The sequence below is a fragment of the Escherichia sp. HH41S genome, assembly GCF_009820115.1.
In the GTDB taxonomy this organism is placed as follows: Bacteria; Pseudomonadota; Gammaproteobacteria; order Enterobacterales; family Enterobacteriaceae; genus Escherichia; species Escherichia coli_F.
This window is the reverse complement of record NZ_VNXE01000028.1, coordinates 1-414: the sequence shown is the minus strand read 5'-3', so window position 1 is coordinate 414 and position 414 is coordinate 1. Positions and strand designations below refer to the sequence as shown.

At 57.2% G+C, this 414-nt stretch carries 1 pseudogene; it reads left to right on the top strand.

Features of this window, described 5'->3' with window-relative positions:
• Window positions 1-414, top strand: a pseudogene (locus FQZ95_RS06330) (phage portal protein); the annotation flags it as partial.

Here is a 414-nt window from a genome sequence, read left to right as displayed (position 1 = left end):
CTTTATGGGGCGGCGAAAATTCGTCGCATCCCGTCAGGCGAGCCAGATGTTTCTGTGCTGGCTGGAAGAGGCCATCGTTCGCCGCGTGGTGACGTTACCTTCAAAAGCGCGCTTCAGTTTTCAGGAAGCCCGAAGTGCCTGGGGGAACTGCGACTGGATAGGCTCCGGTCGTATGGCCATCGATGGTCTGAAAGAAGTACAGGAAGCGGTGATGCTGATAGAAGCCGGACTGAGTACCTACGAGAAAGAGTGCGCAAAACGCGGTGACGACTATCAGGAAATTTTTGCCCAGCAGGTCCGTGAAACGATGGAGCGCCGTGCAGCCGGTCTTAAACCGCCCGCCTGGGCGGCTGCGGCATTTGAATCCGGGCTGCGACAATCAACAGAGGAGGAGAAGAGTGACAGCAGAGCTGC